General features: G+C 46.8%; 29 protein-coding genes. 21 read left to right on the forward strand and 8 right to left on the reverse strand.

Features of this window, described 5'->3' with window-relative positions; translation table 11 throughout:
* Nucleotides 1-60 precede the first annotated feature (60 nt).
* Together BO18_RS26635 and BO18_RS26640 are read left to right on the forward strand one after the other, a co-directional pair.
* A complete protein-coding gene (locus BO18_RS26635) occupies nucleotides 61-552 on the forward strand; it encodes an immunoglobulin-like domain-containing protein (RefSeq protein WP_034450862.1) in 492 nt (163 codons plus the stop codon).
* A gap of 180 nt (nucleotides 553-732) precedes the next feature.
* Nucleotides 733-1,065 (forward strand): hypothetical protein, encoded by a 333-nt coding sequence (locus BO18_RS26640; RefSeq protein WP_034450863.1) that lies wholly within the window; start codon nucleotides 733-735, stop codon nucleotides 1,063-1,065.
* A gap of 123 nt (nucleotides 1,066-1,188) precedes the next feature.
* Here the strand turns inward: BO18_RS26640 and BO18_RS26645 are convergent, their stop codons facing one another.
* The 3 genes from BO18_RS26645 to BO18_RS26655 form a co-directional block, all read right to left on the reverse strand.
* Entirely contained in the window at nucleotides 1,189-1,797 is a 609-nt protein-coding gene (locus BO18_RS26645; RefSeq protein WP_034450864.1) for a hypothetical protein, read from the reverse strand.
* Between the two features lie 75 nt (nucleotides 1,798-1,872).
* Nucleotides 1,873-2,913 (reverse strand): metal ABC transporter substrate-binding protein, encoded by a 1,041-nt coding sequence (locus BO18_RS26650; protein WP_034450866.1) that lies wholly within the window; start codon nucleotides 2,911-2,913, stop codon nucleotides 1,873-1,875.
* A gap of 87 nt (nucleotides 2,914-3,000) precedes the next feature.
* Nucleotides 3,001-3,354 carry a hypothetical protein gene (locus tag BO18_RS26655; RefSeq protein WP_034450867.1) on the reverse strand — a complete coding sequence of 118 codons (354 nt, stop codon included), beginning with the start codon at nucleotides 3,352-3,354 and terminating at the stop codon, nucleotides 3,001-3,003.
* A 404-nt stretch (nucleotides 3,355-3,758) separates the two neighbouring features.
* Here BO18_RS26655 and BO18_RS26665 point away from each other — a divergent pair, with 404 nt between their 5' ends.
* The 10 genes from BO18_RS26665 (at nucleotide 3,759) to BO18_RS26710 (ending at nucleotide 11,214) form a co-directional block, all read left to right on the forward strand.
* Nucleotides 3,759-4,673, forward strand: coding sequence for a hypothetical protein (locus tag BO18_RS26665; RefSeq protein ID WP_034450871.1), 915 nt, complete (start codon nucleotides 3,759-3,761; stop codon nucleotides 4,671-4,673).
* Nucleotides 4,674-4,858: 185 nt separating this feature from the next.
* The gene (locus tag BO18_RS26670) at nucleotides 4,859-5,305 is read left to right on the forward strand and encodes a GNAT family N-acetyltransferase (RefSeq protein ID WP_242856610.1); all 447 of its coding nucleotides are present in this window, start codon (nucleotides 4,859-4,861) and stop codon (nucleotides 5,303-5,305) included.
* A gap of 8 nt (nucleotides 5,306-5,313) precedes the next feature.
* Nucleotides 5,314-5,775, forward strand: coding sequence for an NUDIX hydrolase (locus tag BO18_RS26675; RefSeq protein WP_034450874.1), 462 nt, complete (start codon nucleotides 5,314-5,316; stop codon nucleotides 5,773-5,775).
* A 149-nt stretch (nucleotides 5,776-5,924) separates the two neighbouring features.
* Nucleotides 5,925-6,308 carry a GntR family transcriptional regulator gene (locus BO18_RS26680; protein WP_034450876.1) on the forward strand — a complete coding sequence of 128 codons (384 nt, stop codon included), beginning with the start codon at nucleotides 5,925-5,927 and terminating at the stop codon, nucleotides 6,306-6,308.
* Between the two features lie 12 nt (nucleotides 6,309-6,320).
* The gene (locus BO18_RS26685; protein ID WP_034450878.1) at nucleotides 6,321-7,190 is read left to right on the forward strand and encodes an ABC transporter ATP-binding protein; all 870 of its coding nucleotides are present in this window, start codon (nucleotides 6,321-6,323) and stop codon (nucleotides 7,188-7,190) included.
* A 6-nt stretch (nucleotides 7,191-7,196) separates the two neighbouring features.
* A complete protein-coding gene (locus BO18_RS26690) occupies nucleotides 7,197-7,958 on the forward strand; it encodes an ABC-2 transporter permease (protein WP_034450880.1) in 762 nt (253 codons plus the stop codon).
* On the forward strand, nucleotides 7,958-8,737 hold the full coding sequence (locus BO18_RS26695) for an ABC-2 transporter permease (RefSeq protein ID WP_034450881.1): 780 nt from the start codon (nucleotides 7,958-7,960) through the stop codon (nucleotides 8,735-8,737). The genes BO18_RS26690 and BO18_RS26695 overlap by 1 nt, the downstream gene beginning before the upstream one ends.
* Before the next feature lies 1 nt (nucleotide 8,738).
* Nucleotides 8,739-9,599 carry a CPBP family intramembrane glutamic endopeptidase gene (locus BO18_RS26700; RefSeq protein ID WP_034450883.1) on the forward strand — a complete coding sequence of 287 codons (861 nt, stop codon included), beginning with the start codon at nucleotides 8,739-8,741 and terminating at the stop codon, nucleotides 9,597-9,599.
* Between the two features lie 49 nt (nucleotides 9,600-9,648).
* Nucleotides 9,649-10,386, forward strand: a complete 738-nt coding sequence (locus BO18_RS26705; RefSeq protein ID WP_034450885.1) for a GH25 family lysozyme — start codon at nucleotides 9,649-9,651, stop codon at nucleotides 10,384-10,386.
* 30 nt (nucleotides 10,387-10,416) lie between these two features.
* Nucleotides 10,417-11,214: a class I SAM-dependent methyltransferase gene (locus BO18_RS26710; protein WP_081861263.1), complete on the forward strand. Its 798-nt coding sequence runs from the start codon at nucleotides 10,417-10,419 to the stop codon at nucleotides 11,212-11,214.
* Nucleotides 11,215-11,251: 37 nt separating this feature from the next.
* On the opposite strand, the gene BO18_RS26715 is transcribed toward BO18_RS26710, so the two are convergent.
* From BO18_RS26715 to BO18_RS26725, 3 genes are all read right to left on the reverse strand, one after another.
* Complete coding sequence (locus BO18_RS26715; RefSeq protein WP_034450887.1) at nucleotides 11,252-12,292, reverse strand: transglutaminase domain-containing protein; 1,041 nt, start codon at nucleotides 12,290-12,292, stop codon at nucleotides 11,252-11,254.
* Between the two features lie 231 nt (nucleotides 12,293-12,523).
* Nucleotides 12,524-14,554 carry an ABC transporter permease gene (locus BO18_RS26720; protein ID WP_034450888.1) on the reverse strand — a complete coding sequence of 677 codons (2,031 nt, stop codon included), beginning with the start codon at nucleotides 14,552-14,554 and terminating at the stop codon, nucleotides 12,524-12,526.
* On the reverse strand, nucleotides 14,554-15,315 hold the full coding sequence (locus BO18_RS26725) for an ABC transporter ATP-binding protein (RefSeq protein WP_034450890.1): 762 nt from the start codon (nucleotides 15,313-15,315) through the stop codon (nucleotides 14,554-14,556). The genes BO18_RS26720 and BO18_RS26725 overlap by 1 nt, the downstream gene beginning before the upstream one ends.
* Nucleotides 15,316-15,582: 267 nt before the next feature.
* Between BO18_RS26725 and BO18_RS26730 the strand changes: the two genes are divergently transcribed.
* The gene (locus tag BO18_RS26730; RefSeq protein ID WP_034450891.1) at nucleotides 15,583-16,212 is read left to right on the forward strand and encodes a lactate utilization protein; all 630 of its coding nucleotides are present in this window, start codon (nucleotides 15,583-15,585) and stop codon (nucleotides 16,210-16,212) included.
* Between the two features lie 101 nt (nucleotides 16,213-16,313).
* Here the strand turns inward: BO18_RS26730 and BO18_RS26735 are convergent, their stop codons facing one another.
* Both BO18_RS26735 and BO18_RS26740 read right to left on the reverse strand, forming a co-directional pair.
* A complete protein-coding gene (locus tag BO18_RS26735; protein WP_034450892.1) occupies nucleotides 16,314-16,673 on the reverse strand; it encodes a hypothetical protein in 360 nt (119 codons plus the stop codon).
* 106 nt (nucleotides 16,674-16,779) lie between these two features.
* Nucleotides 16,780-17,115, reverse strand: coding sequence for a hypothetical protein (locus BO18_RS26740; protein WP_034450893.1), 336 nt, complete (start codon nucleotides 17,113-17,115; stop codon nucleotides 16,780-16,782).
* 223 nt (nucleotides 17,116-17,338) lie between these two features.
* Between BO18_RS26740 and BO18_RS36365 the strand changes: the two genes are divergently transcribed.
* From BO18_RS36365 to BO18_RS26780, 8 genes are all read left to right on the forward strand, one after another.
* Nucleotides 17,339-17,719: a helix-turn-helix domain-containing protein gene (locus BO18_RS36365; protein WP_081861265.1), complete on the forward strand. Its 381-nt coding sequence runs from the start codon at nucleotides 17,339-17,341 to the stop codon at nucleotides 17,717-17,719.
* Between the two features lie 15 nt (nucleotides 17,720-17,734).
* Nucleotides 17,735-18,583, forward strand: a complete 849-nt coding sequence (locus BO18_RS26750) for a CPBP family intramembrane glutamic endopeptidase (protein WP_051689206.1) — start codon at nucleotides 17,735-17,737, stop codon at nucleotides 18,581-18,583.
* Between the two features lie 92 nt (nucleotides 18,584-18,675).
* On the forward strand, nucleotides 18,676-18,882 hold the full coding sequence (locus tag BO18_RS26755; protein ID WP_034450894.1) for a DUF896 domain-containing protein: 207 nt from the start codon (nucleotides 18,676-18,678) through the stop codon (nucleotides 18,880-18,882).
* 63 nt (nucleotides 18,883-18,945) lie between these two features.
* Nucleotides 18,946-19,806, forward strand: coding sequence for a hypothetical protein (locus BO18_RS26760; RefSeq protein WP_034450895.1), 861 nt, complete (start codon nucleotides 18,946-18,948; stop codon nucleotides 19,804-19,806).
* Nucleotides 19,807-19,884: 78 nt separating this feature from the next.
* Entirely contained in the window at nucleotides 19,885-20,442 is a 558-nt protein-coding gene (locus BO18_RS26765; protein ID WP_034450897.1) for a hypothetical protein, read from the forward strand.
* Nucleotides 20,443-20,586: 144 nt separating this feature from the next.
* Entirely contained in the window at nucleotides 20,587-20,889 is a 303-nt protein-coding gene (locus BO18_RS26770) for a hypothetical protein (RefSeq protein WP_034450898.1), read from the forward strand.
* A gap of 23 nt (nucleotides 20,890-20,912) precedes the next feature.
* Complete coding sequence (locus tag BO18_RS26775; RefSeq protein ID WP_034450900.1) at nucleotides 20,913-22,514, forward strand: hypothetical protein; 1,602 nt, start codon at nucleotides 20,913-20,915, stop codon at nucleotides 22,512-22,514.
* Nucleotides 22,515-22,602: 88 nt separating this feature from the next.
* Nucleotides 22,603-23,922 (forward strand): SAP domain-containing protein, encoded by a 1,320-nt coding sequence (locus tag BO18_RS26780; protein ID WP_034450902.1) that lies wholly within the window; start codon nucleotides 22,603-22,605, stop codon nucleotides 23,920-23,922.

Genomic DNA, 23,922 nt, shown 5'->3' on the forward strand with positions numbered 1-23,922 from the left:
ATATAGTAGCTGGCAGGATCAGGCCTGTTTGCGTATGAGTTTGTGAAAGGAGCTGATGTTATGAGACGTTTGTTTTCTGTCGCGGCTATTTGTCTGATCGTTTGCTTCATGCTCTGTTCATGCGGCAAAGTCAATGGTTATAAGAAAAAAGATCTTGTACCGGTAAATGAGGATGCAGGCAGGGATAGTATCCTTGTTTTCGCGGTCGACCATAACGAAGGTAAAGACATTACCGTCAAGATAAAGAACCTCACGGATGATGTCTTCTGTTACGGTGAGTATTATTCGATCCAGGTGTTTATCGATGGGGTCTGGTATTACGTGCCGATGGTAAATGAGAACGTGGTGCACGATCTTGGTCATGAACTGCAGCCGGGACAGAGCTATGCTCTGACATACAGTCTCTATCCCTATGGCGGAAAACTGTATCCCGGACATTACCGTATCGCATGCTGCGGGATAGGTGACGGTGCCAACAACTACTATGCCGAGTTCAACGTAATGGCTGACATGAGTTATAAATGGGAGACCGTTGAGCCGACGGGATCTTAAATCCGGCTTTTTTTGACCGTGTCCTGAAAAAAACCGAAAAAATTTTCCTTTAAGCAACACTCCGTCTCTGATGTGTTGCTTAAGCCACAAACCGCCGATGCATTAACGATTGTTAGGGCTGCGTTTTCCGTTGATAATGAAGCCATCAAACAAAAACACAGAAAAACGGAGGATACGGCAATGACAGATATTAGATTAGACAAAAGAGAGATCGGTAAGGAAGAGTTGGATATGGTTTCCGGTGGCGGTCCCGGATGCAATGTAGAGAAGATCAGAGATAAGGACATGCTGAGCCTCAGCCTCGAAGAGAGCAAGTACATCTACTACAGAATGTATGTAGTAAGACTCACAAATGACATCACAGAGACAACAAAGATCATCTGCAGGGAATTCTACAGATTCGGCGATCATCAGCTTCTGGTTGACTTCGTGGCAAAGTGGTATCCGAGAAAAGTAAAGGTTCAGGATTTCGAGCTTAAATGTAAATACGAACAGCTCTTCTATCCGTCCTGATAATGATGCAAGTGCAGAACAAATAAATAAAACTAAACAGATAAATAACTAAGCAGGCTGTCTCAAAATGCGGAAAACATTTGGAGACAGCCTTTTTATATGACGGCGGATAACATAAAAAACTCATATCTGCATGAATCTTGCATTTGCCAGAGTGCAGTATGTGGTGCCGCCTTCCTGATAAGTGGTGAACTCGCCGGCTACGCAGATCTCAGTTCCGATCTCGGGGAAATCGTCAGGGTAGACCGCTCCGTTTGCCGGGATGAATTCGATTCCCTGAGAACAGCACGCGGTGGCATCGGCGATTATGCAGGCATAGTAGAGATTGCCGGTCGCTTCATCCTGTAAGAGCGAGAACTGACCTTTCATCTTAATGGTCTTTCCGATGTATTCTTCCGGCGAATACACCATGTTGAATACTTCTGCGTATACCATGTTGGATGAAAGAACAGTCAGATCGACATCAATTCCGTTGGCTGGATCAGCTGGAGCGGCGGAACCTGTATCAGATGCGGTAGTGCCGTCGTTTGCACCGTTCTGAAGCCCGTTGCCGCTGTCATCCGCTGCGGAACCTGATCCCGAAGTTTTGCCGTCTTCCTCAGCTATGCCGGATTCCAGAACGTCTTTTACTCCCGCAGTCTGACCTGCCGTCCTGACTGAAGCTTCACCGTTGCTGCAGCCGCTGAGCATGAGCAAAACCGCAAGGCATAATGCCAATCCTTTGTTCTTCATTTTTACTCCTCCTTGTCTGTTGATCCGGATCCCCGGCACCTCTGTAAATATGCAGGCGCCGGGGAGCACGTTTATTTAATTCAAAGCCTGCTTGAGTATCTCAAGATTTTTCTCCATGACGGAATAATATGTCTTTCCATTCTTTACATCTGCGATGGTCGTGGACTGCATCGAATCCATTGATAGTATCTTCTGGTCTTTCGAAGCCGTATTACCGATGATGGTCTCTGCTATCTTGTGGTCCGTTCCTTCGAGCGTTAAGACTGCCGTGAGCGAATACTCGTCAACCTTTTTGGCGAGGAATGTTATGGTCTCAAAACTTGCTTCCGATTCCGCAGAGCAGCCTGCAAAGGCGGCGAAATACTGCAGCCCGTAATCGTCTGTCAGATACCTGAAAGGGAAGCGGTCTCCGAATAAGACCGTATTGCGCGACGCGTTTTCCACAGCCGCCTGGTATTCCCTGTCGAGCGCATTCAGCTTTTCCAGGTATGCGGAAGTGTTTGAACGGTATGTTCCGGCATTTGACGGATCTATCTTCTGTATGGCTCCTGATATCTCCGAGACAAGGATGGAAGACCTTTTCAGCGAGAGCCAGACGTGTTCGTCGTACTCAATTTCTCCGTCTTCGTGATCGTGATCGTGGTCGTGGTCGTGCTCGTCATGGTCATGATCTTCTTCCTCATGATCTTCATGATCGTGATCATGGCCTTCCATTCCCTCCACGAGCTCTTCCTCCTTAACGGAATCACCAAGGGTCTCAAGCAGATTGACGGATATGAGGTCCTTGTTTGTTGCCTCCTTCATAACGTCATCGACCCATTCGTCGGATTCTCCGCCGACATAGATGAAAAGGTCGCACGTCGTTATCTTCAGGATATCTGCCGCCGTGGGCTGAAAGCTGTGAAGATCCGCGCCGTTGTCGAGCAGCAGGGTTACTTCGAAACCGGCCGGATTGTCTCCTAATATATTCATTACCCAGTCGTATTCGGGAAAGATCGTGGTTACGATATGCATCTTGCCTTCGGCGGGCAAGACCTGTTCTTTATTTACGCTGCATGCCGAAATGCATCCTGTCATGAGGGCAGCAGCAGTTACCAAAGCTGTTATTCTTTTCAAATCAATAATCCTCCGTAATGAAGATCAAGCCATGAGGCACAGCCCCTTCGGCCTGATAAGCGAAATGGTTTCATTACTTGAGGAATATCAATTGTTCAGCCGGATCTTGTCAGTAACGGGTGTTTCTTTCTGAAAAACATGTATGAGCAGCAATGCTGCGCCTGCAATGAGCAGATAACTGATGGCAGATAATGCCGGCAGGGCAGATGTGTAGCCGCAGCGTAAAAGCTGAAGGGTATTTCCGCATTCGTCCAGGCATGCGCAGATGTGGCAGTCTTCGCCGCAGCAGTCGTGATCTGCTTCCAGGGCAACATAGCATATGGAAAACGAGATCACGAAGAGCACAACAAGGCTCAGGAACCCGGCAACGGCCTTCCTGACCGCCGGTATGCCTTTGACCGAACCTGTATGTTTGACTGTGTCCGTTGATCCCGGGTACATGATCATGCTCCCTGATGTCGAAATTGAGAATTGTTCTCAATTATATATTCAGTTCGTCCAATGTCAAGCCGGGACTGTGACCGGGCCTGAGAGCACAAGGCCATTGCATGAAAAAAGTGTTTCCCATTGCCGGCCGTTCGTAATGAAAGAATTATTGAACGGTATTCAACATCCGGGTCCGAAAGTGTTGCTTTTTCATCAGTTCCGCCGTGCATTGCTGATTGTCCGTGCTCTTATTCAGTTTCATAATGTGCATGTAAAACAAAGGCGCTGTGCCGGAGACGAAATAACCCATGATCAGGTGAAAACCGCTGAGAATTTGGTTAATAGTTTCAAAAAGCGTATAAGTGCTTTTGGGATATAATACGGAAATAATAATCCGAAAAAATAATGGAGGAACATATATGAAGAAGATCAAGATCTGCGCATCGGTATTGTTATCGGTAATGGCGCTGTCAGCATTAACGGCTTGTGCCGGAGGAAACGGCACTTCAGGATCACAGGATACACAGGCAACACAGGCGACTTCCGCTGAGGCAACAGTAAACACTGACGCGACCGAAGCAAGTAACGCCGAGACTGCGGCAAGCAGTGGTGAGACAGTTGCAAGTGAGGTTACTGAAGCATCGAACGAGGCAACGGAAAACTCTGAGGAAACGGAAAGAACGACTGAGCCATCTAAGATGGAAGCTCTGAGCGGTGATGACCAGACATACGCAAATACGTTCATTACCAACTTCGCGGAACAGAATTTTTTCATGTTTTCTGAGGCAGGCAGATTTGAAGCTTATAATGCCAAGATCGAGGATGTACTGAGCTTTGTATATTACCACATCAAGATCAATGCATATAAGGAATTCGAAAACGATAAGAAGGGTGAATGCTCTTATGTGACCGTCTCTTATGAGAAGGCAGCAAGTGTTGTTGGAAAATACATGAGCTATATGCTCAAAGAGGAAGACTGCAAGGCTCTGCCTGCTCCTCCGGACAAATTGGATAATTTCTCTTTCGGTCCCTTCTATGAGGACGGCAAGATCTGGTTCGTTACGGGCGACGGTGACACATTCAGGAATATCGGCATCGTTGACTGCATCGAGTATAACGCTGACGGTACGGCAACACTGTATTTCACTATCTACAATATCGATTTCGACGTCTTTGAAAGCCTTGATGATGCAGGACTTAAGAAGTATTATTCACTGTCTCCCGCTCAGGCAGAGAGCGACAAGTCTCTTACCAAGCGCGGAACGGGCATAGCAAATGTAAGCCTCGGCCAGTCCGGCAAGTATTTCCTGAATACTTATGAGGCTAAGGTCTGATATATCTGCTGAAACGAAGAGCATTATACAGAGATTTCGATTATCATATGTGCAGTCATCATTCCGGTGGTGGCTGCACTTTTTTATTCCATGGTCATTTTCTGTCCGTTGGGATTCAACTGATGATGGTGCGCAAAAATATTTCAATATCAGGATAAGGTAAACAGCTGATGGATATTTATGTAATGGATAAAGAACATCCCTTATGGGAAAAGACGGCAGACTTCGCACAGGCATGTTCCTGGAAAGCGGGTCCATTCCTTGCCGATATGATGCGCTCGGGAAAGATCTGCGGCATCGAACGCGTCATCGCGGCATGCGAAGGTGATGATATTTTGGGTTTCTGCACGCTGTCGGAAAAAGACGAACTGCCTGACATATATGACTACACACCCTTTATCGGATTTGTTTTCGTGGATGAAAAGGCGAGGGGAAAAAGATTGTCTGAGAAGATGATCGAAGCTGCTTCCGGATATGCAGCAGGCAACGGTTATGAGTATGTCTATATCCTGAGCGGCGAAGAGGGATTGTATGAAAAATACGGTTTTGAAAAGATCGGTGATATTGATACGATATACGGAAGCACGGATCAACTCTTCAGGAAGAGGATCCTGACGGGAAATGAGGAATAAAGATTCAAATGAGTTATATATCTGACTTAAGAAAACTTGTAGGCCATCAGCCTCTTATGGCGACTGCCGCAGTGTGCATCATATACGATAAGGAAAAGGGCCTTCTTTTCGAAAAGAGGACGGACAACGGGCAGTGGTGTGTTCCGGGAGGTGCTCTTGAGCTCGGCGAAGATGCCGAAGCGGGACTCGCCAGGGAAGTTAAGGAAGAGACCAATCTCGATATATATGAACCGAGATTCCTTACCGTAAAAGCCAATATCCACCTAGTCTATCCGAACCAGGATGAGATGTACTATACAGATATTGTATATGTGGTCACGAAGTACGGCGGAGAGCTGCGCCACGACTCTGAAAGCGTTGATCTCAAGTGGTTTGCCTTAGATGCGCTGCCCGATAACATCATGCCGACTCAGATAGATTATCTCCGGATGTTCCTCGAAGAGATCGGGGCGGATCCTGCCTTTGTCTAAGCGCTTTTTTGATCTCAAAATTCATAATTGACATCACCGTTGAAGTGTATATAATGTGTATATACACTAATTAGTTTATGCGGTGAAGACTCTCGGCGCGCGGGAGAAGCCCGATCCGCCGCAACGAGCGCAGTTGCAAAGAGGCAGAAATGGATATCATCATCAGCAATACTTCCGGTGTGCCCATCTATGAGCAGATCGAGGAGCAGATCAAGAGTCAGATCATGACAGGAGCATTGACGGCAGGCGAGGCTTTGCCGTCAATGAGGGTCCTTGCGAAGGAACTGAAGATCAGCATCATCACGACAAAGAGAGCCTATGAGGATCTCGAACGTGACGGTTTTATCGAATCTGTTACAGGCAAAGGCAGCTTTGTTAAAGCCGTTAACAGCGACATCGTCAAAGAGAACATGATGTTTGAGATCCAGGAGCTCCTGGATAAGGCATGCGATAAAGCTGTCATCGGCAAAGTCACACGTGACGAGCTCAAGGAAATGATCGACCTGCTGTACGATGAGAAGCAAGCGGATTAATTAGAGGTTTATATGGATAGTTATACGAATGTTATTGAGCTTGATAACGTCGTAAAAGATTATGGTGATTTTAAGCTCGACAATATAAGTTTTTCTGTTCCCAAAGGATCTGTCTGCGGCTTTATAGGACAGAACGGAGCGGGTAAGACTACTACGATCAGGCTCATGCTGGATGTCATAAAGGCGGACAGCGGTGATATAAAGCTTTTCGGTGAAGACATAAAATACAATGCACCGAGGCTCAGAGAAGATATCGGCGTTGTTTATGACGAGATGGGCTTTCATGAATTCATGACCGGAAAAGACATCAACATCATGATGAAGCACATTTATAAGAACTGGGATGAGGAAGTCTTTTTTGATTATCTGAAAAAGTTTTCGCTCCCGTCGAAAAAGAAGTGCGGCGATTTCTCCAGAGGCATGAGAATGAAGCTTCAGATAGCTGTTGCGCTGTCACACAATGCCAAACTTCTGGTTATGGATGAACCGACAGCGGGACTCGACCCGATAGTAAGAAATGAGATCCTCGATATCTTCCGCGAGTTTGTTCTTGAAGAGGATCACTCGATCTTTATTTCCTCTCACATTACCGGAGATCTCGAAAAGATCGCGGATGAAGTGGTCTTCATCGACGGCGGCAAATTATTCCTGCAAGGAAATAAGGACGAGATACTGGAAAGACACGGCATCCTCAAATGCAGAAAAGATGAGATAGACAGTATAAGCAAGTCTCTGATCGTCGGAGTGCAGGAGGGAGCTTTCGGCGTTGATGTGTTGATCAACGACATGAAGGCCGCCGCAAAGCTTTATCCGGAACTTGTGATCGACAGAACAAGTCTTGAGGAGATAATGCTCTTCTATGTTGCTTCTGCGAGGAGGTAACTTGCTATGAAGGGTTTGATCATAAAAGATCTCATGTGTCTTAGGAAGATGCGTGCCACATTTGTTTTCGTGACAGTGTCATCATTTGTTATTACCGTCATGGCATTGATATCTGCGCGTTGCGGCAACATTGCACTTGCCGAGCAGGAGTATCTTGCCGGCGGAACCGATATGCCGATGTCGCCTGTTCATGTGCTCTGGTATGCGGTAGCTGTTATGGTACTCTTACCGCTGGCTTCGATCGGAGATTCACTGACACTGGCTTTTGAAGCCGATAAGAATTCAGGTTTTGCGAACGTTGCAGGTGCGCTTCCGTTATCAGTAAAGAAACGCGTCACCGCCAGATTTATAACGCTGTTCCTGACATGCGGAACAGGCACTGTTATAAGTCTTGCGCTGTCGTTTATATTATCTCTGTTCACCGACATCATGACTCTCGGTGATTTTGCAGGGCTTGTGCTGTCAGCGGCATCACTGATTCTGATCTTCTCGGCTTTGGAGATGATGCTTATCTTTTTACTGAAGATGAAAAATACCGATTATGTCAGGATAATCTCACTCCTTATAATGTCGGCAGTTTTTATTCTTTGTTCATTAGGAAGGATAATCGGTGCGGTACGTGCCATGAAGCCTACGGAACTTATCACGGACGGTCTGCTCTTTTTGGAAAACAGATGGTTCATATTAGCAGCTTCGGCAGCAGTCTGCCTTCTTGTCTCATACTTTGTATCGGCCGGTATTGCGGAGAGAAAGAGGGGTGAGATCTGATGGGCGGATTGATGTATAAAGACTTCGTTGCAATAAAAGGCAAAAGGATCTGTATCATCCTGCTGTCAGCCATTGCGCTTCTCTGTATCCTGCGTGTGATCTTTCCGGGCAGTATGGCTGAAAGATTGGAAATGGTATTCATGAATGATCAGGGCATAAGAATTAATATGCTGGATCTGATGTTCGTAACGCTCTATATCTGTATCATTTTCACAATTGTGTGCTTTATCGATATGTGGTGCGCACGATTATCTGAAGCGGATGAGTCAAGTTCCAGAATAAAGAATTATGTATCTTCGCTGCCTGTCTCAGCAAATAGTTATGTTGCTTCCAAATATGTTTTCGTTACCATAGCCACATATGTTTTGATCTCTTTGCTGAGCATTACGGGTATCGTTTTGGCGGCATTTGCGGAAGAAGGATATGTGCTGGATATTCTCAGAATGTTTGAAGTAATGGTTATTCCTGTTACATCGCTGCTTATATTAGTAGCATCGGTAGAATTGCCTTTATATATCCTTCTTGGAAGGGAGAAGGGAAATCTTGCAAAGGTCGCAATTGCACTCTTGCTTGTCTTTGTTCTTATCGGGTTTATGCTGTTCGCAGATGTGAGCTGGTTATCGGAAAGGCAGGAGTTCCTTGTTAAATTCATTAACTGGTACATGAAGTATCAGACGGAGATCACACTGGCATCTTATCTGTCGCCGGTCTTAGATCTGTTTATCTTCTATCTCTCTTACGGGATCACGGTTTTCTTTAAAGCACGTCAGGAGGCGTGACATGAATATCACAAAGAAAAGATTATTGATCTATCTCGGACTGTCGTTCGGGATGGCATGGCTCATATTCTTCATTTTTATCTTCACGGGACACACATGGACAGGCAGTACGCCGGAGATGTTATCGCTTGTAAGTCTCGGAATGCTCACTCCGGCCATTGCGCATGTAATTACCCGTAAGATCACCAAAGAAGGTTTCAGACTGACCGGCGAAAAATCCATGATGCTCGGAATCGACCTGAAGGGAAAGAAATGGGTATTTATCCTGCTTGCGATGTTCCTTCCGGTCGTATACTCAACGCTTGGAGACGGCGTTATATGGCTGTTTTGTCCGGACGCTTTTGGTGAAGCTGAAGTCAGTTTATTTGTTGTGATCATATATCCGCTGATTGCGGTCGTGCAAGGTGTTGTCTTATCGTTTGCTGCCTTCGGTGAGGAGTTCGGCTGGAGAGGCTATATGATGCCCAAGCTTATTGAACTGATGGGAATTCCCCAAGCAATTATTGTTGGAGGAATTATCTGGGGCTTGTGGCATGCGCCTCTTACCTGTGTGGGACACAATTTCGGAATGGATTATCCGGGTTTTCCTTATGTGGGAATAATCCTGATGTGTATTATGTGTACTGCATTGGGAACCGCACTAACTTATGTCACCATAAAGACCAATTCGATATGGCCGGCAGCTTTTATGCATGCTGTGAATAATTCTATGCCCAGTGTATTGTTATTATTCATGAAACAGGATGTCGAGATTCCATTGTGGATACCTGCTCTTTCATATATTCCGTTGATATTGATAGCGGTATTGTGCCTGTTCCTGATGTTGAAAAAGAAGAACCCGGACCCAGAGCATACGCATTGATCAGGCCGGAGATATTCCGGTATATCCCGAATGGTATAATGCTTGCTGTATGAACAGGAAACTTAAGACAGCCATAATCGTGGCAGGGGCTTTGACGGCGCTCCTGATCATCACGGCATATCTGCTCTATAACGGAGTGATCCATATCAATCACCCGGAGATGAAAGGTCTTACCGTAAAGGGTGTTGACGTCTCATGCTATCAGGGTGACATAGACTGGTCTTTGCTGGCATCGCAGGATCTGGATTTCGCGTTCATAAAGGCAACGGAAGGTTCTTCTTTTGAGGACCCGAAATTCCGTCAGAACTGGCAGGAAGCTTCAGAGACCGGTATCAGGACAGGCGCTTATCATTTTTTCAGTTTTGAATCTGGAGGCGATACGCAGGCACAGAACTTCATAAATGCGGTCACACCTGTGGACAATATGCTGCCGCCCGTAATAGATGTCGAGTATTACGGCAGTTTCGGTTCTGTAGAAACGATCGATGTTGAAGCGGTCAGGAAAGAACTCAGAGTGATGGTCGACATCCTTACTGAAGAGTACGGCATAAAGCCCGTGATATACGTCAGTGAAGAAACATATAATACGATCGTCAAGGATGCCTTTACCGATTGCGGCCTGTGGTACAGAAGCGTTTATTCGGATCTGCCTGATGACGTTGACTGGGTTTTCTGGCAGTATTCGAACAGGCACAGGCTCAAAGGTTATGACGGCAAGGAAAGATTTATCGACATGAACGTGTTCAGCGGAAATGAAGACGAATTTGCGAAATACGGGAAAGCTTGACGGCATGAAGTTCCGGAAGCGGGGTGTGATATGAATACAGGTTCTGAGACAAACAGCATTAACGATGAGAAGACGGTTAAGAAGCAGTATTCTTCTTCTGCGGGCCTTACCACAAGGATCTCTATCCATGACAAATATTCGACCAATAAACAGGGGTTCGGCAACTGGATATTCTCAAATTACGACATACGCAGCGGCATGAGAGTCCTGGAACTCGGGTGCGGCACCGGAAGCATGTGGACCGGTCACGAAGATGTTATCCGTTTATGTTCCGGACTTGTCATGTCAGACTTTTCGGAGGCTATGATCATTAAGGCGAAAGAGACGGTAGGGGAGTATCCGAACGTCTCATACGAGCAGATCGACATAATGGATATTCCCTTTGAGGATGAGTCCTTCGATGCGGTGATCGCCAACATGATGCTCTACCATGTTCCCGACATTATGAGGGGGCTAAAAGAGGTAAGAAGGGTGCTGAAGCCGTCAGGCTCTTTTTACTGTGCCACGTTCGGGATCCACGGGATAATGGAGTATCTCTCGGGAATATTGTCCGTTTACGGGGTAGAGGACAACACGGACAGATCATTCACTCTCCAGAACGGTGCTTGGGTATTGGGTGAAGTCTTTGCCGATGTAAGACGGGAAGACTACGAAGATTCTCTCGCCGTAACTGACGTCGATGATCTTGTCGACTACATCTATTCTCTTCAGAGCATGACCGCATTAAGTTCCATTCCCAGAGACAGTATAAGAGCAACGCTTTCTTCTCACATGAAGGACGGAGTGCTGACCGTGCCGAAGGAATACGGGATGTTTATTGCCAGGTGATCTTTTAAGGATAGTGCCCGCCTGAATTCAATACATCTTATCCATAGTATCCGTCGTAGATCCCGTCGTCATAATCATCGTAGATATCATAGTCGTCGTAATCTTCATACCCGTCGTAATATTCATCATAGTCATCATAGTAATTATCGTACCCTGTATAAGGATCGATCCAGAAACCTGATCCTGCTCCGGGTCCCCAAACACCCTGAAAGTCTGTATTCCAGCTTGCACGCTCAGGATAGAGTGACTCATCGAATGAGTGATGACCGTCGTCGATCTCCTCATCTGTGCACATGAAGAACATGTCTGTATGATCTCTGAATACCGTGGCGTCGCAGTGATACCATTCACCGTTGAGCTGCACGAGGTTCCAGTAGTGGCTGTTGTTGATCACGGGATATCTTTCTATCATAAGATTGGGGATCCCTGCACAGTCGAGGAGCATCTTTGCACATGCGAAATAAACATAGCAGTCGCCCGTCTTTCTTGTGAAGCCTCTGAAAGCCGCTTCTTCGAAGGTCATGGAAGAGGTCATGATCTGATAATAGATGTTCGAATGTACCCAGTTGAAGATCTCCCAAGCGGTATCCACGTCATTGTCGCAGCGGAGTGTTGCCAACAGATCTTCCGCGATCTCATAAGCGGGAGATGTCTGGTCGTAGGAAGTGCGTTCCGCGGTTATCTGAAAAGCGGGTTCGGAATGCTTTTGGTGTATGTGGCCGGCTTTGTCGTTTTCGACGGTATCAGTGAACATTTCCTCGTTCATGAGCTTGGAGCATGCTGCGACTACATCGTCATTTACCAGAACGGATGTTATAGCTATGGCTACTACTCCGATTATGCAGAGAATGATCTTTCCTGCGGATCTTTTTTTGCCGGTTTTAACCTTTGCCTTGCGGACGGACGCTTTTCGTACGCCCTTGTGTCCGGCAGGTGCGCCGGTGCAGGCTGCCTTTCTGACACCACTGTACTGAACAGGTGTGACAGTGCCTGCCGCAGTGAAGTCAGTATATGTAAAGTCAGTATAACTGCTGTCTGTGTTATTATCGTCAGTCAGATACCAAAGATTTGAGTTCATTTTCCATTCCTCTTTAAACTTTCCTGCCGGCCGCAACAAGGGATCCGGCATCTGCTTACGTTTAAAGGTTAAGACCCCGGGTTTTCAAATAGTCTTCATTTCAACATCAAAACGCCATCAATATTGAGAGAAAAACTCGGCACAAGTGCGTCAGTAAAAAGCCGCCCGTCCGGTCTTTGTGACCATGAACAGGCGGCTTATATATTTTTTTTATTCTTGGGAAAAAGTATCTTACGATACTATCTTGTAGTACGCGTTGGATGTGATCTTGTAGATCGTGGCATAGAATATTCCGCAGATCAGTACGCAGATACCGGCGCATGCGAGGAGCAGCGGCATGTTGTTGTGGCCGAAGAGTTTTAAGAGCTTGTGGATGATCGGCAGCACCACTGCAAGGTGTATGCACGCAACAACGATCGGGATCAGGAATACAGTCAGCATCTGCGAGTTGATGCTGTTTCTGATGTTTTCTTTTGTCATGCCGACCTTCTGCATGATGCCGAACCTTGACTGGTCTTCGAATCCTTCGGATATCTGCTTATAGTAGATGATGAGTACGCAGGATACGAGGAAGATCACGCTGAGGAGGATGCCGAGGAAGAAGAGTCCTCCGAATGTCCTGACGAAATCATTACGCTGTTCAGCCCTGCTCTCGCAGCGGACGCCCCAGTACTCTTCCTGATACAGTTCATCACGGATATGATCCCTGAGCAGACCGGAGAGTTCCATCTGTTTATCCTCATCAAGATCCGTATCGAAAGAATAATGCCATTCCCATGTGAGCATCTCATTGCCTTTATAGTCGTATAAACCGTTATAGCGTGATGCCACGTCTCCGAGATCGTCTACGATGATGAAGAGAGTTGATACGATCGTGCTGACGAGCGTGTGTTTAAAGTCGCCCTGTCTGTAGTTTATCTTTTTCGCGACCCTGAAAGACTCGTCACCGATCGTGATCTCATCGCCCAAAGCAACGTTGCCTTCAACACCGACCAGGACTTCGCCAGAAGACAGGACCTCGTTGTTACCGGTCAGTCGGTTGTAATCGTCAATGCCGAAGAAATATACCTGTATGACATTGTCGTAATCTATCCTCAGTATATTATCCAGTGCATCGACATCAAGAATAAGTCTGCCGTTCTCGAAATACCCGCTGACATAGCATGTGGTGTAGTAATAACAGTCCCTGATCTCGGCACCATATTCTTTTGTTTTTGAATCTACATCCGCCTTTATCTTTTCGATTCTCTCACCGTAACTGCCGGAGAAACCGTCATTGCTCGCGGTGCAGTTGATCTGTCTCGGATAGTGATTGTTCAGTGTTTCTTCTCTGTTCACATAAAGCGCGGAAGTCGAAGACATCATTACGAGGATCATGGTAAGCAGGATGCAGATCGAGGCAAGTCCCGCGCCGTTTCTCTTCATCCTGTATGCCATTGAGGATACGGATACGAAATGATTGGTCTTGTAATAGTATTTCTTATTCTTCTGAAGGATCCTGCAAAGCACGACGGAACCTGCGATCAGCACAAGATAAGTTCCGATGATAGTGAGGATGACGGCGATAAAGAAGACTTGGAGAGCCGATAAGGGCTGTTCGATCTTCAGTGCGAGGAAATATCCTGACAGGAGGATGACAAGTCCGAGGATACCGATGAACCAGTTTGCCTTCGGAGGCTTTTCGCCTGCCTTGTCGGAATTGATGAGATTGATCGTTCTCGAGAATCTTACCTGTCTTGCCGCATTAAGGAAGATCAGGAAGAAGATAAGGCTGTACACGATAACCGTAACCAGTATGGACTCGCCGCTGATGATAAACCTGTAGCTCGATCCGATGCCGATCATCTTTCGAAATGCAAGTTCGGCAAGTTTGGAAAGACCGATGCCGATCGCGGTTCCGCCCGTAACAGATACGAACCATGTGATGACCGTCTCGTAAAAGATTATTTTCCCCAGGTTTTTCCTGCTCATTCCGAGAACGCTGTAAAGGCCGAATTCCTTAAGTCTTCCCTTGATGAGCGTTGCCTGCGTGTAGAACAGGAATATGGTCCCGAAAACAGCCATTACGATCGTGCCGAGCCTTAGCATGTCTCTTGCCGTTCCGGCACCCTCGAAGCCTTCGAGCATCTCAGAATAGCCCAGCAGATGCATGATGTAGAACACCGCAACCATCAGGATGCATGCCGCTATATACGGCAGATAAAGCCGGCCGTTCTTGCGCATTCCGCTGACGGCCATCTTAGGATAGAAGCCGGTCTTCATTACCTGTCACCTCCCTGGGCGAGGAGGTTCAGCGTATCGCTGATCTTCTGATACATCTGCTGATCGGTGTTTTCGCCTTTGTATATCTGGTGGAAGATCACGCCGTCCTTGATAAACAGGACACGTGACGCATTCGAAGCGGCCTTGGTCGAGTGGGTGACCATGAGGATCGTCTGTCCCATCTGATTTACTTTCTTAAAGAGCGAGAGAAGTTCGTCGGATGATTTTGAATCGAGAGCTCCCGTAGGCTCATCCGCAAGGATTATCCTGGGGTTGGAGATAAGTGCTCTGGCAACCGCGGCTCTCTGTTTTTGTCCGCCGGATACTTCATAAGGATATTTCTTTAGCAGATCCGATATTCCCAGGGTGCCGGCAATAATATCGAGCTTTTGCTTCATCTCGGCATGCTTTTTGCCTGCCAGGACCAAAGGGAGATATATGTTGTCTTCCAGCGAGAATGTATCCAGGAGATTAAACTCCTGGAAAACAAAACCCAGGTTATCCCTTCTGAATGCGGCGACGTCCTTGTCTTTTACTTTCGAGAGATCCATGCCGTCAAGGATGACCGTTCCTTCAGTCGCCTTATCGAGCGCGGCGAGTATGTTGAGAAGTGTCGTCTTGCCTGATCCGGACTCGCCCATGATGGCGACATACTCACCCTTCTCAACCGTAAAACTTACATTCTTCAGTGCCTCGACAGAGGCACCTCCGAATCTTGTCTTGTATACTTTTTTGATATTCTTTGCTTCAAGCAGACTCATAATTCGATTGTCCTTTCCATGTTCTGTGGCTTCAGTATAGGATTACAGGCCGATCCATTCCTTAGCATCTGCTTACGCAAAACTAACAAGTCTGTCACATTTTCGTATATGCGAAAAAAGAAGTCAATTTTACACCGGTCTGAAAAATGGTGAAGCCTATGAACACCCGGTCTGAATGCGGATATGTCAGTAAGAGCCTCAGGCTTTTTTTATCGGGTATAATGGTGATGACATTTGATCAGGTTTAGAGACCGGGGAGGAAGAGCAATGAACGAAAACATCACCAAGCGCAATGAGAAACTGGCTCAGAAGGTCATCAAGGGACTTCAGTCGCGAAATATGAGCGGCTACTATGCATCCTCTGCAGAAGAGGCGAAGAAGATCGCATTAGAGCTGATCCCCGAAGGAGCCACGGTTACTATGGGCGGCAGCATGAGCGTGCATGAGACGGGTCTTGTTGAAGCTCTTAAAGCCGGCAATTATGATTTCATAGACAGGGATGCAGTCGAAGACAAGCGTGCTGCGATGCTCGCGGCATACGATGCCGATTTCTTCCTTTCGAGCTGCAATGCCATAACTGAAGACGGAGTCCTCATAAACATCGACGGAAACGCCAACAGGGTATCTGCGATCGCCCAGGGACCCAAAAAAGTTCTTTTCATTGTCGGAATGAATAAAGTCTGCAGTGATGAGGACGGCGCGATGAAGAGGGCCCGAAATGTTGCTGCCCCCATCAATGCGCAGAGATTCGGCCTTGATACGCCCTGCACAAAGACGGGTGCCTGCATGAACTGTAAGTCTCCGGACACGATCTGCTGTCAGTTCCTTATCACCAGATTTTCAAGACATGCAGACAGGATCCACGTAATCCTTGTAAATGATGCTCTGGGCTTCTGAGAGATACCTAAAAGAACGGCGAGCGGAATACAGCCCAATCCTATATAAACAGTGCGAAGTAACAATGTTACAGGCATTATTTTGCAGTCGCGGAGACCGGATCAGAATTTGTCCAGGATGGAACGGTACCGTTCGATATCGGTGACTTTCGTCTTTTCGCCGTTTTTCACGTTTTTCACGGTATATGCTTCTGTCGAGACGTTCAGACCGAGGATATATATGTCGCGTTTCAGAAGGTGAAAATCATAATAGACAGTTACCACCGCCGCTCCGTCGGAATAGGGCAGCGGGATATGTGTGTCCTTTACCTCATAAAGTGGGATTACCGGGGAGACTATGGTGACATTGGGATTTTTTCCTGCGCGCGCGAAAGGGATGACGGCCAGGCAGATGAAGACGGCAGCGATCATTACAGGTATGACGATCCGTCTGGTCTTGTGTTTCGCGTTCCTGGCAACCATGGATTAGTACCCCGCCGATCCGGTAAAAGTAAGGGGCGTCCCGACATTCAGAGACTGCCCCCTAAATAATTATACTACTTGCCAGGCCGGCATTGGCCGGCGGTTATCACATCTGCGACCAGGTAAGGACTTCATCCATCGTGTAATGCTCCTGCAGATAATCGAGAAATTCATAAAGATCCATCAGAGTGCCGTCCGGTGCCTGAAGAACAATGTCTTTTTTCAGGTTGAGCATACCGTAGTTGACCTTAAACCCCGTGATCTTGGTGATCTTTTCTTCCAATTTGCTTCTGCCATGGAGATCGAGGTCCTTGGCATCCCACATGTCTGCCCCGTTAAAGACTACATCGAGGACATGCCATTCAGCCTTGGTACCGCCGTTTACACCTTCAAGATCTTCTATCGAAAGTTCCTTATTAAAGAGCTTATCTATATCACTCATCGAATTATCCTCCTTCAGTTTTGTGGTTAATACGATTATTGCAAGGCCTTGTGACTATCCTGTTGAAAAAGTATGAATAATTTGAGAAAGGTGCTCAAAAAGCCCTGTTTTGCCCGAAAATACAGGGATGCAACCGCAGGTTGACAAACTTCAAAGTGCAGTTGGTGGCTTTGTAAATGCCTGTCCTGCTAATCTCAGGCCATCAAACCTTGGAGGTGAACAAATGAAGATCTCAGACAGGATACAGAGCCTTAGAAAATCAAAAGGCATGTCACAGGAAGAATTTGCGGATGCGGTCGGAGTATCCCGCCAGGCAGTGTCAAAGTGGGAGAGCGAACAGGCAACACCCGATATAGATAAAGTCATAATCATGAGTGATCTGTTCGGTGTCACCACGGATTATCTGCTCAAGGGCATAGAACCGGTTAATAAAGAAGATCACAAGACAATGGCTGACGTGATCGATCAGAAGATACTTACCGATAACAATAAAAGGCGTACAAAGAGTGTCCTTAAGTGGGTGCTGATAGGTTTTGGCGCGCTGCTCACGGTCGATCTTATCTCGATGATCATCTTTTTCCTGATCAACGGATTGCCTGTCTGAAAGGAGGACTTATCAATGAATACCGTAAAAACCGTTTCCGGCACTATCCTTGCCGTTGTCATCATGATCGTATCAAGCATTCTTTCTTCGATAATTTCGGGCCTTCCGGTGCTCCTTAATGTGCCGATGTGGGTATGCATAATCCTTTGGGGCGTACTCCATCTTGTCATAGCCCTTCTGGCCGTAAAGCTGATCTACGGAAAAGGGTTTAAATGCCAAGCAGAGGAGATCGGAATGGCAAAGGGCGCCGTCAGACCGGGATATATTATTCTGGCAGTCTTACTGCCTGTAGCCGTATGCGGAAGCTTCATCCTGTTTACACATGGCAGATTCGTGCCGGGCGGACTTGATACCGAGGCAAAGCTCACCGTGCTCGCTTCGCTTGTTTACAACTGCATCGCCGCACCCGTGGTCGAGGAGGTCCTTTTCAGGGGTGTAATGTTCGGCCTTCTCAAAAAGAGATGGAACAAGGTCGTGGCTGCCGTAGTACCTTCGGTCCTGTTCGCAGCCGTCCATATCACGGAGATGGAACAGTTTGACGCGGGAGACTGCGTACGTCTTCTGATCACCGGAACCGCTGTCGGCATCATGTTCTCCCTGATCGCCATAAAGACAGGCTCGGTATGGAACGGAGCCGTTGTCCACGCAGTCTGGAATCTCTTCATGGCAGGCGGTCTGCTTACGATAGCACCTGTTCCGTCGCAGGAATCTTTCGTGACATATGTGATCGATTCCGGATCTTCAGTTCTTACAGGCGGAGCTTTCGGAGCCGAATCATCGGTTATAGCGCTTCTCGGATATGCAGCCGCAGCATTGCTCATCGCATTCGCGGCAAAACCTTCCGCTAAGGCTGCCGCAGCCTGACGCCGCGAAAAAGATTCAGTGACACCATTTTCCCCGTTTATTCGTGTATAGTATGATTGAAAAATCGAAATACGGAAAAACGGGGAATTGTCATGGAATTCGATCAGCTTATCAAGCGGATAAATGAATTGAGCAGGAAATCTAAGACGGAAGGACTAAGTGAAGCGGAAAAGGCGGAACAGACCAGGCTCCGCAACGAATACCGCGCCCTGGTGGTCGGCAACCTGTCCGCCCAGCTTGACAGCATGAAGATAAAGTATCCCGACGGAAGCATCAGGGATGTGAAAAAACAGGATTAAGGATCGTTTTGCAGACCGGATAAAAAGGCGCTTGATGAAAAAGCATATGGGGAGGAGCCGGTTATGTTATTAATAAACGTGAAAAAGTGCATATCTGTGACAGGCCTGACGGTCCTGCTGGGCCTGTCCTGTCTGGCCGGGTGCGTCATGACGGATTCATCCGGGCAGGAGACTTCGGAGATTACGACAACGGATGAAGAGCTGACTGGGGCAGAACAGACACAGTCACAACAGAAGGTCTATCCTCCGTCGACTGAAGAAGAGATCCTGAACATGTCGGATGAGAAACTCGAGGAGTACGGAATGCTCCAGCTTGACCGGAAGATCGTGGATGTAAGGACTCCTGACCACAAGGGTGAAGATTTCGGGCTGAGTAAAGAGGACGGATATGAACAGCTGTGGAGGCGCGCAGAGCGCTCTGCTTCTGATTACGATGAGGCATTGGGCATCTGCCGGGAGACCTGGAAAGATCATTTAAAGAGTTCGTACCACAATATCCGTCTTGCAGGCGAGAATGACGAATACTGGCTTTTTGCAAGCGATTATTATTATGACGATGCATTCTCGTTCAGAGCAACTTTGATGGTTTACAAGAAGAGTTATTACGACGAAGAAACGGGGACAGCTTATTTCGAACTGAATGAAGAAAACATCAGGCACTTCTTTGCGTACCGGTCGACTCAGGCAGAGGATGATGTTCAAACATGTTTCGGCGAATTCATTACCGAGGATGATGAAGGTTTTGTATTCCACAGTTACAGTATTCACATCTGTTATGGGGATTACGGGATAAATGATGAAGTCATATTAACCGGATCAGAGATGAGAATATACAGAAACGGAAAGATAGAAAACATGGGAGCCTTTCTCAGACGTGAACTGGAACTTCCCAGTCACAGACTTGATGATACATTGCTTGACTGATCCGTAAGGACGGCGACCTGCAACAATTGTTTTCTCCTATCTGTATTTATGACAGATTAATAAAAGACGGGGGAAACTATGACTTACGTAAAAAAAGAACAGGGGCAAAACTTCAGATGGATCAGGATGCTGATATCTGTGCTGGTTATTTCATTGATCGCATCGTTCGGTATGACGGGATGCAAGGCAAAAGATACTCCGCAGTTCAGCGGGGAAACGATGTTCACGCTGAAGGTAAGCGAGCCGTGGATATATGAATCTCTGGGATACACATTAAAAAGTGACGGGACTTTGATAGTCCTTTACCGTGGTAATGAAATCGGACGGGAGCAGTTATCCGAAGAAAGAATAAATGAGATCAGAAAACTCTTTTCGCCCTCGAAAGTCTACAACATGAATGTGGGTAAAGAGGATGAAAACATGACTGACGGAACCTCAAGATACATCATCCTTTATGACGCGGACGGAAATGAGATCATGATCGGAGGGTACGAACTGAGAGGCGGAGCCGGTTTCAACAGTTATTTCGCAAAGCTCTATGCGTTGTGTGAAGACGATTATACAAAACAGTTTTCGGATCTCCTGAGAGAATGCGCGTCTGAAGGAACCACCTATCAGGAGAAGTATCTGAACTGATTGCGTTTCAGAAAGCAAAAACTAAAAGATTTAAAGTTTCTTGGATTATAATATCTCCAGTAAAAGTCCGGTCAGGGATAAAACGATAATGGGGACTGACGGGGCCGTAAGGGGATACCGTAAACACGGAAAGGGAAATTTTAAATGGACAGTTTTATTGACGCGTTGTTGAGTGAAAAGACCGATAAGATCCCTGACGGATATGACTGGTTTGCGCCGCTTATCGGTGACTGGGACTGTGATTATTACGATGAGTTTGGCGGCCGTAAGAGGCTCTGCTTCACCAAAGAAGATGATAAGCTCGTAGGTAAGGTGCTGGACCAGGAGGACGTCTACTGGATATTTTCCGATATCACAGCAGACGGTTTCCGCTGGGAAAATGTTATTATCAGAAAAGACGGAACGAGAATACAGGATTGCGAGATCCACGGAAAGCGCATCAAATAATTATTTAAGGAGATAAACGGAATATGCCTATGATGGAGAGACCTGCCATAAAAGACTGCAACGGCGGAAAATGTTGGGAACATGAATTCGGATCATTCGTCATGAAGGTCTTTGTGCCTGATAACGATCTTGACGGACAGACGAACAACTACGGATTCAGGGCGCCGCTCCTGCTGGTTTTCGAAGAGGAAAAACAGGATATGGCAAGCGCGGTGGAGTTTGCGCAAAGGACGGGTCTTTCAAAGATCGCTGCAAGCTATGATTCAAGCGTTCTTTTTATCTATCCCGTTGCGGAAGGCGGCTGGGATGGTGCAGACAGTTCTCTTTATGCTGATGTTATCGCGGAGATCAAGATGATCACTGTCTACAAAGACGGTATCGTTGAGGATTTCAATTTCTTCACTCATACATTTGAAGGTTTTTATGCGCGCGGCGCGAAATTCCGCACGGACATATACAGCTACGGCAAGTCAGCGGACTTCGTTGCGGCAAATCTCCTTAAGAAGATTGATGGCGAATACCTTTGGGGTCCGGGTGAGATCACGCCTGCAATGTGCTCCATGGAAAGACTGAGCGTTGTTCCTCAAGTTGAGAGGAAAGATATTGCGGTATTAAGTGTCGGAAACAGCGATGAGATAAACCTTGCTTTCAGCGGTTGTGAGAATCTTCTCATAAAGGATGAAGCTGATTATGTAAATGATTTCGATGCCTTTGTAAAGAAGTTCAAGATGTGGTGCGGCCATATCGAACTGGAGCCCGATTTCAAGGAACTCGGCATGACCGAGGATGTCGGCTTTGTCACCGTCAAGACGTCGCCTGACAACGACTTTCTTCCGGAAAAGACTCCCGATCATAAGGTCGGTTATTTTGCATATTACAATAACGGTCTTTTGGATAACGGTCCCGTTTCTCTCGTTATCGGATTCCACGGCGGCGGTGACTCGTCAATGTATCTGACATATGTTGCCGGCTGGTGGGACGTCGCGAGAAAGAATAACTTCCTTTATGTCGCGATCGAGAATCACCAGTTTGTCACCGCGACGGAAGCAAAGGACGTTATCGAGGTGCTGAAAACACGTTATCCTGTTGACACGTCACGGATCTATGCAACAGGATTCTCGATGGGAAGCGGCAAGACATGGGATCTTTATCAGGAGTATCCGGAGATCTTTGCGGGCATCATGCCGGCGAGTGCGCTTTTCCCCGTATATACGACCTTCTTCGGCAAACCCGTTACCGACAGGCTCAATAAGACGGTTTCCGTTCCCGTATTCTATTCAGGCGGAGAGAAATCACATCTGCCCGAACTTCCTTTCCATGCCGATACTTCGCTTGAGCGTGTAAAATACGTTGCTGAGGTCAATAAGCTTAAGAAGTCTTTTGCAGACGTTTCTTTCGACGACAAGGACAACTGGGAAGATCCGATCTGGGGCATTCCGGGCGACCGCATCGAGAAGGTTTACGATCCCGAGAGAGACGCAACGCTGACGATCCATTATTACGACAGCGAGGACGGCGTATGCAGGACCGCTTTCTCAAGTGTAAGCAACCAGGTTCACGAATGCAGACAGCACAGCATCGAGAATGCCTGGAAGTTTATCTCGCAGTTCCGCAAAGAAGGATGACATAAGAAGGGATTGTTCGGCTATGTGCGCGAAGCGCCCATATGAAACGTATTGGTATAATGTTCGGGCACGCCGTATATTATCTACCATGAAAAGACCTGATTTTGACAGCATTAAGACTTACGAGGAATTCAAAAAATACCGCTGGTGCAGAGATGAACTAAGCGATATCTGCAAGGCTCACGGGCTTTTGTTTGTGGGTTCCGAGAAAAAACTCAATAAGGTGATCGAAGCTTATTTTAACGGAGTTAAGATCCCGCCCCGCCGCAACTGGTATACCAATGCAGTGCTCAGCAGTTTCGTTAACGAGAACGGCGTGTTAATGGCTTTTACTCTCGGGATTTTTGCCGTGTCGTTAGTATTCACCGTGATCGGTCTCATCAACAGGATAAGATGCACGGATGATGTTTACTATGTTCCGCATCTGGCATTTGGTATCACAGGTCTCATTTTCTCCTGGATCGGTATTCAGACCGACCAGGATCTGGAGGTAATCAAAAGTTTCTTTCCCTTTTGCGGTGATAAGAGATTTACCAGAGCCCAGGTGGACGAACAGGCAAACGCAAAAAACGCTAAATATCTGCGTGACGTAGGTGTTTTTCTTGCACCGGATATGCTGATCGGTGTGTCTGCCGGTGTAGCCGCCGTTGCATATGAAGACATATCTTCATTGCAGGTTATACAGCACTGGCATACCAGGCGCAAAGGGTCGAAATACAGCGGCCACTATGAGGACTATTACACTTATAATATCGTAGTCGGAACGAAAAAGTTCAAATATATCGTATTGTCCGAGAGCATGCAGGATGCGGAAAATTCCGCGAAGATAATCCATAACCATTGCCTGATGCATAACCCCAAAGTGGAATACATTAAGATGAAAAAGAGTCCAATGGCACCTGATGATTCACCGAAGGAGATAGTATCCGGGAATGGTGTGGTTTATGCCGTGGAAAAAGCTGTGAAAGAGCAGCACCTGACACCGGTAAACATTGACGAAGATCTTAAGAAGAGGTTTACCGGTTTTCATCGAAATAAAGCACTTGTCCTTATTCCCGAATCACTTCTTGTTGCTTTGATCGCGGCCGTTATCCTGTATTTATGCATATTTTTTTTGCATCGTGTCGGAGTCGGTTTTTTCCTGTTGGCATGTCTGTTATTTCCCTTCTATGCAGTTTATAATTTATTCTCGGTCTTGGGTTCGATCCGTAAAGATGATACAGAGTTTTATTCCGGTATACTCGTTCATCGCAGCGAGAATGGTTACGTTATAAAAGGGTTGGATTTTCACGTATTCGGTTACATCAAAAAACTGAAACCGGATGACGAACCCGACATAGGAGACAAGGTCATCCTGGCAAGATTCAAGGATGAATTCAGCCTGATATCGGATAAGCAAATAATATGA

The sequence above is a fragment of the Butyrivibrio sp. AE2032 genome (assembly GCF_000702965.1).

Excerpts from the sequence above, each read along its gene's own strand:
- BO18_RS26780 (WP_034450902.1), top strand. The coding sequence starts at position 22,603 with ATGAAAAGACCTGATTTTGACAGCATTAAGACTTACGAGGAATTCAAA.
- BO18_RS26755 (WP_034450894.1), top strand. The coding sequence starts at position 18,676 with ATGGAATTCGATCAGCTTATCAAGCGGATAAATGAATTGAGCAGGAAA.
- BO18_RS26700 (WP_034450883.1), top strand. The coding sequence starts at position 8,739 with ATGAATATCACAAAGAAAAGATTATTGATCTATCTCGGACTGTCGTTC.
- BO18_RS26715 (WP_034450887.1), bottom strand. The coding sequence starts at position 12,292 with ATGAACTCAAATCTTTGGTATCTGACTGACGATAATAACACAGACAGC.
- BO18_RS26740 (WP_034450893.1), bottom strand. The coding sequence starts at position 17,115 with ATGAGTGATATAGATAAGCTCTTTAATAAGGAACTTTCGATAGAAGAT.
- BO18_RS26695 (WP_034450881.1), top strand. The coding sequence starts at position 7,958 with ATGGGCGGATTGATGTATAAAGACTTCGTTGCAATAAAAGGCAAAAGG.
- BO18_RS26635 (WP_034450862.1), top strand. The coding sequence starts at position 61 with ATGAGACGTTTGTTTTCTGTCGCGGCTATTTGTCTGATCGTTTGCTTC.
- BO18_RS26685 (WP_034450878.1), top strand. The coding sequence starts at position 6,321 with ATGGATAGTTATACGAATGTTATTGAGCTTGATAACGTCGTAAAAGAT.
- BO18_RS26675 (WP_034450874.1), top strand. The coding sequence starts at position 5,314 with ATGAGTTATATATCTGACTTAAGAAAACTTGTAGGCCATCAGCCTCTT.
- BO18_RS26670 (WP_242856610.1), top strand. The coding sequence starts at position 4,859 with ATGGATAAAGAACATCCCTTATGGGAAAAGACGGCAGACTTCGCACAG.
- BO18_RS26725 (WP_034450890.1), bottom strand. The coding sequence starts at position 15,315 with ATGAGTCTGCTTGAAGCAAAGAATATCAAAAAAGTATACAAGACAAGA.
- BO18_RS26705 (WP_034450885.1), top strand. The coding sequence starts at position 9,649 with ATGAACAGGAAACTTAAGACAGCCATAATCGTGGCAGGGGCTTTGACG.
- BO18_RS26730 (WP_034450891.1), top strand. The coding sequence starts at position 15,583 with ATGAACGAAAACATCACCAAGCGCAATGAGAAACTGGCTCAGAAGGTC.
- BO18_RS26655 (WP_034450867.1), bottom strand. The coding sequence starts at position 3,354 with ATGTACCCGGGATCAACGGACACAGTCAAACATACAGGTTCGGTCAAA.
- BO18_RS26640 (WP_034450863.1), top strand. The coding sequence starts at position 733 with ATGACAGATATTAGATTAGACAAAAGAGAGATCGGTAAGGAAGAGTTG.
- BO18_RS26750 (WP_051689206.1), top strand. The coding sequence starts at position 17,735 with ATGAATACCGTAAAAACCGTTTCCGGCACTATCCTTGCCGTTGTCATC.
- BO18_RS26720 (WP_034450888.1), bottom strand. The coding sequence starts at position 14,554 with ATGAAGACCGGCTTCTATCCTAAGATGGCCGTCAGCGGAATGCGCAAG.
- BO18_RS36365 (WP_081861265.1), top strand. The coding sequence starts at position 17,339 with ATGAAGATCTCAGACAGGATACAGAGCCTTAGAAAATCAAAAGGCATG.
- BO18_RS26680 (WP_034450876.1), top strand. The coding sequence starts at position 5,925 with ATGGATATCATCATCAGCAATACTTCCGGTGTGCCCATCTATGAGCAG.
- BO18_RS26665 (WP_034450871.1), top strand. The coding sequence starts at position 3,759 with ATGAAGAAGATCAAGATCTGCGCATCGGTATTGTTATCGGTAATGGCG.
- BO18_RS26710 (WP_081861263.1), top strand. The coding sequence starts at position 10,417 with ATGAATACAGGTTCTGAGACAAACAGCATTAACGATGAGAAGACGGTT.
- BO18_RS26735 (WP_034450892.1), bottom strand. The coding sequence starts at position 16,673 with ATGGTTGCCAGGAACGCGAAACACAAGACCAGACGGATCGTCATACCT.
- BO18_RS26760 (WP_034450895.1), top strand. The coding sequence starts at position 18,946 with ATGTTATTAATAAACGTGAAAAAGTGCATATCTGTGACAGGCCTGACG.
- BO18_RS26775 (WP_034450900.1), top strand. The coding sequence starts at position 20,913 with ATGCCTATGATGGAGAGACCTGCCATAAAAGACTGCAACGGCGGAAAA.
- BO18_RS26770 (WP_034450898.1), top strand. The coding sequence starts at position 20,587 with ATGGACAGTTTTATTGACGCGTTGTTGAGTGAAAAGACCGATAAGATC.
- BO18_RS26765 (WP_034450897.1), top strand. The coding sequence starts at position 19,885 with ATGACTTACGTAAAAAAAGAACAGGGGCAAAACTTCAGATGGATCAGG.
- BO18_RS26645 (WP_034450864.1), bottom strand. The coding sequence starts at position 1,797 with ATGAAGAACAAAGGATTGGCATTATGCCTTGCGGTTTTGCTCATGCTC.
- BO18_RS26690 (WP_034450880.1), top strand. The coding sequence starts at position 7,197 with ATGAAGGGTTTGATCATAAAAGATCTCATGTGTCTTAGGAAGATGCGT.